This window comes from Nostoc sp. CALU 546, from assembly GCF_048836525.1.
The window spans coordinates 87,827-92,597 of the sequence record NZ_JAWJTF010000025.1 but is presented as its reverse complement, the minus strand read 5'-3'; the positions used below and the strand labels follow the sequence as shown (position 1 = coordinate 92,597).

General features: G+C 40.7%; 3 protein-coding genes. All 3 read right to left on the bottom strand.

Annotation, left to right across the window (positions count from 1 at the left end; all coding sequences use genetic code 11):
* Positions 1–190: 190 nt before the first annotated feature.
* The 3 genes from RRG12_RS15185 to eboE all read right to left on the bottom strand — a co-directional run bounded on the left by RRG12_RS15185 (position 191) and on the right by eboE (position 4,595).
* Positions 191–1,684, bottom strand: a complete 1,494-nt coding sequence (locus tag RRG12_RS15185) for a catalase (protein ID WP_420759869.1) — start codon at positions 1,682–1,684, stop codon at positions 191–193.
* Between the two features lie 203 nt (positions 1,685–1,887).
* Positions 1,888–3,261 carry an alkaline phosphatase family protein gene (locus tag RRG12_RS15180; protein ID WP_420759868.1) on the bottom strand — a complete coding sequence of 458 codons (1,374 nt, stop codon included), beginning with the start codon at positions 3,259–3,261 and terminating at the stop codon, positions 1,888–1,890.
* A 107-nt stretch (positions 3,262–3,368) separates the two neighbouring features.
* Positions 3,369–4,595, bottom strand: coding sequence for a metabolite traffic protein EboE (gene eboE, locus RRG12_RS15175; RefSeq protein ID WP_069070674.1), 1,227 nt, complete (start codon positions 4,593–4,595; stop codon positions 3,369–3,371).
* Between the last annotated feature and the right edge of the window lie 176 nt (positions 4,596–4,771).

The following is a 4,771-nucleotide window of genomic DNA, read 5'->3' as shown; positions in this document are numbered from 1 at the left end:
GTGTGTACACCGTAGCGATGCATTGGGGGGAAAAAGAAATCCAGTTCCCTCCCCTTTGCAAGGGGAGGGTTAGGGTGGGGTAACGCGGATCGTGATGGTCAGCAAGTGAACTTAGTATCACTTCTTGACAAGGGTTTCACGTTAAGTTGACACCTATGGCAAGATGCCCACCCTACAAAATCGGATAAAGCTACCAGTTACCTACAGGTTGAGCATCATGAGAAAACATAGAAGGATCGATTGAAATGCCCAATCCTTCAGCTACACGACGACCATAAGAAATATCTGCCCGGAAGAAGTGGCAAAGTTGGCGCATTTGGATGTCTTCTCTTGCTTGAGACAGACTACCGACAATATTTTTAGCAAGACGCTCTTGCTGCTCAGGAGTTAGTAACCGATAGAGATTACCTGCTTGAGTATAATCGTCGTTTCCTTCACGATGACTGTAACGATCAACTGTGACATCGCCCAAATGACTAGGTGGTTCTGCATAAGCTGGATTTTCTTTAGGCGTACCCTCAGCACTATTCGGTTCATAGTTAGGAACGCTACCGCCGTTGTTACCCGATGCCATAAAGCCATCTCGCTGATAATGCATCACTGGACATTTGGGCTGGTTGACAGGTAGTTGCTGATAGTTACCACCCAAGCGATACCGTTGAGCATCTGGGTAAGAAAAAATTCGAGCTTGCAGCATTTTGTCTGGAGAGAAACTAACGCCAGGAACCACTGCACTAGGGCTAAAAGCGGCTTGCTCAACTTCGGCGAAATAATTCTCTGGGTTCCGATTTAGCTCTAATATCCCGACTTCAATTAAAGGATATTCCCCTTGTTTCCAAACTTTGGTCAAGTCAAAAGGATTATCAGGATGTTTTTCCGCTTGCTCCTCGGTCATCACCTGAATACACATCCGCCATTTGGGATAATCTTTGTTAGCGATCGCTTCAAACAAATCATGAGTCGCATGATCTGGATCTTCGCCCTTAATCTTAGCTGATTCTTCCTCGGTCAAGGTTTGATGCCCTTGCAGAGTCTTAAAGTGAAATTTACACCAAACGCGATCGCCTTCAGCATTAATCAAACTAAAGGTATGGCTACCAAAACCGTCCATGTGTCGATGGGTTTTGGGAATTCCCCGATCTGAAAAGAGGATCGTCACCTGGTGAAGCGATTCTGGACTGAGTGACCAAAAATCCCACTTTGCATTCTGGTCTTTGCAATTGGTTTGGGGATTGCGCTTTTGGGTATGGATGAAATCAGGAAACTTCAAAGGGTCGCGGATGAAGAAAATAGGGGTATTGTTACCTACAAGATCCCAGTTACCCTCCTCAGTATAAAACTTGAGGGAAAAACCTCTAGGGTCGCGCTCGGCATCTGCTGAACCCTTTTCTCCTCCAACTGTAGAAAAACGCAGAAGGAGTTCCGTTTTCTTGCCAATTTCAGAAAAAAGTTTGGCTTTACTGTAGCGAGTGATGTCATTGGTGACAGTAAAAGTACCGAAAGCAGCCGCACCTTTAGCGTGGACAACTCTTTCAGGTATACGTTCTCTATTGAAATGAGCCAGCTTTTCTAAGAGGTGGAAATCCTGGATTAATACAGGGCCACGCGCTCCAGCTGTGAGTGAGTTCTGATTATCGCTAACTGGAATACCGTCAGCAGTTGTCAAATTTTGGGGTTCAGTCATGGTTAAAGAAGCTCTCCATGTAAGTTACTCAGATTGCCCACAGTACATTTTAGTCAGTAGATGGATGCCTACTGATAGAACAATCTAATTCATAGTCATAACGAGTTTATATATAAAGCATACTCGATATGATTATGAATTACCATAAATTTTTTTGTATTTTGGGAGGATATAGAGGCAATATACAGCCTCTATGCTGCCTTTCAGGTATTTAAATGTTTGAGAATCAACGAGCAAACATCTGTCGCCTCAATTTGATGTTCATTAACTAGGTGAGTTTGATGGGTGATAAATAGAGGCCCTTCATCTGGAGAGGTGGTGATATTACCGTGAGAGCCACGCACCAGGGAAGCATCCAGAGGGATCACATCCATTAAGTAGCGAAAACCCAGTTGTTTCTTAAGTAACTTGAGAGCAATTTTTCCTTGAGGAAATTTTATTTGCGGATCAAGGAAAAGTTCTACAGGATCGTAACCAGGTTTGCGGTGGATATCTACAGTTCTAGCAAAATCAGGCGCTTTATTATCATCGAGCCAATAATAATAGGTAAACCAAGCGTCAGATTGAGCGATCGCAACTAACTCTCCCGATCTAGGATGATCGAGATGGTAGGTTTGCTTACCCTCTTCATCCAATACCTGCGCTACGCCTTCAGTCGCTTCTAAAAGCGATCGCACTTTCGGGATATACGCCGGATCGTTCACATATACATGAGCAATTTGGTGATCGGCAACGGCAAAGGCAATGCTAGCGCCAAAATCGAGCAGTTCTCGCCCTAATTCTTCTCGTATAGCAATTAAACCATTTTCCCGTAGTACGCGATTCAAATCCACAGCTTTAGAGACTGGGGTAATGCCATACTCAGAAAGAATAATTACCTGAGTATTACGTGCTTGAAAATATTCAATTAAATCCCCACAAACAGCATCAATTTCTCGCAAATCTGCTTGAATCTGTGTTTGATTGTTACCAAATTTTTGCAGACAGTAATCTAAATGTGGTAGATAAACTAGTGATAATGTCGGGCTGTAGCGTTCCTCAATCCATTTTGCGGAATTGGCAATCCATTGGCTAGAACTAATGGTAGTTTTTGGCCCCCAGAAATCGAACAGAGGGAAATTTCCTAAATCAGATTGAATTTGCGATCGCACATCACTAGGATGTGTATAAATATCAGGTAATTTTCTCCCATCTGCGGGATACATTGGGCGCGGCGTAATGGCATAATCTGCTGTAGAGTACATATTGTACCACCAAAAAAGGTTGGCACAAGTGAAATTTGGATCGATTGATTTAGCTATTTCCCAAACTTTGGGAGCTTGTACTAGCTTATTAGATTGCCGCCAAAACTTCACTTCACATTCATCGCGGAAGTACCAACCATTAGCGACAATTCCATGTTCATTAGGCAACTTTCCGGTTAAATAAGTAGCCTGAACAGAACAAGTCACAGCAGGTAACACTTTTTTGATAGGAAGCACTTGCCCAATAGCCGCCCAAGAAGATAAAAACGGCGTATTTTCTCCTAGTAAACTGGGCGTTAATCCCACGACATTTAGAACAACTGTTTTCTGCATAAACTTAATTCTCTCTTATAGCAATTTGAAAAAATAACTAGAAACACACAATAACGTATCTCTAAAGATTTAAACTAGAAAACTAAGTTTAAACCTTTAATTACGAATTACGAACTACGAATTAATTTTAATACCCACTCATACTCACGCTGAATAGAAGTTGCTAAATCTATCTTCATTTCTGATGGCAATACATCCCATGTGTAAGTCTCAATTTCTAAATGTGAGCAAGCATTGTTTGTTTGAAGTAGATGTAAAACAGTAGCAATATCATCTTGGGTAGATTGCAAAATTTGATAATCATGAATAAAAATTGGGACATGGAAGTGAGTCCTCCATTCTTCAGCTAGAGATTGCTCTAAATGGGGTAATGCAGTTATTAAGTCAGGATAGTGATGGAGTGTACCATCACTGCGACGTTCTATTACTTGATGAAGATAAGTAGATTCTGCAAAAGGGCGTAAGCGTTCAACTATTAAGCTACGTTTCTCAACCTCAGCAGGTATTTTTACTTGAATTGCTGCGCTGATTTGAATCTTGCCAATCTTAATTCCTGCTGATTGAAAACGTGCAAATACAGACTGCGGTTCCTCATATTCAACTGAAAAATGGCAGGTGTCATAGCAAACCCGAACGTGTTCTAGTAATTTAGTTTCTGCTAACGTCTGGTCAATATTTAATTTCTCTGATAAATAACTACCACTAATTGGCAATAACCAGTTTTGATAAAAATCAATTACTTCTGAGGTATTTTCAATTAATCCATCAGGCTCAGGTTCTAAATCAATATGTAGTAACTTACCTGTTTCTTCGCGGATGCGAATCATTTCTACAACAACTGATGCTATGTTCAAACAACTCTTTTTCAGAACAGTCTCGAAAGTTGCTTGGTCTTTTACCCACCAAGGTTTATAGGATAATGGTAGTGTAGAAATTCCACCATCAAGTCCTTGGGGTAATAGACTAGCTAAAATATGTGCCAAGTTTAATGTATAATTAACGCGTTCTTGTGTAGACCAATCTGGTGCATAAACTTGATCTTTTACCACCTGCCGATGAAATCCGCCATACGGGAATCCGTTTAAGGTGAAAACATATAAATCTTGTTGAGTCAGCCAAGCTTGAAATTGAGCTAAATTATTACTTTCTAAAAGTTGTTTCGCAGCTACATCTGATAACCTTAAGCCAATACCAAAAGGTTCTGTAGGTGATAAACGTGACTTGAGTTCGGGAATATAGTTTTCTAAATTGGCGAAAACCTCTAGCCAACTTTCACCAGGATGAATATTGCTGCAATAAGTTAAGTGAAAATTATTGTTTTTTGTAATTTTCATTTTCTCGCTTTATCTCTTGTATATGTAATCTGTTTTCTTTGGCTTAAACTATTTCACAAAATACTTGCCATATATTCATGGGTAAGGGCGCACATTTATCATTGGTGTCAACTTAAGCCAAAAATAGCGTACTGATTAGGTGTTGTTCACCCGCCAGGGAATATAATTAAGCGCTA

What these genes read in the sequence shown, in the direction of transcription:
- RRG12_RS15185 (WP_420759869.1), bottom strand. Translation starts at nt 1,684, where the DNA reads ATGACTGAACCCCAAAATTTGACAACTGCTGACGGTATTCCAGTTAGC.
- eboE (WP_069070674.1), bottom strand. Translation starts at nt 4,595, where the DNA reads ATGAAAATTACAAAAAACAATAATTTTCACTTAACTTATTGCAGCAAT.
- RRG12_RS15180 (WP_420759868.1), bottom strand. Translation starts at nt 3,261, where the DNA reads ATGCAGAAAACAGTTGTTCTAAATGTCGTGGGATTAACGCCCAGTTTA.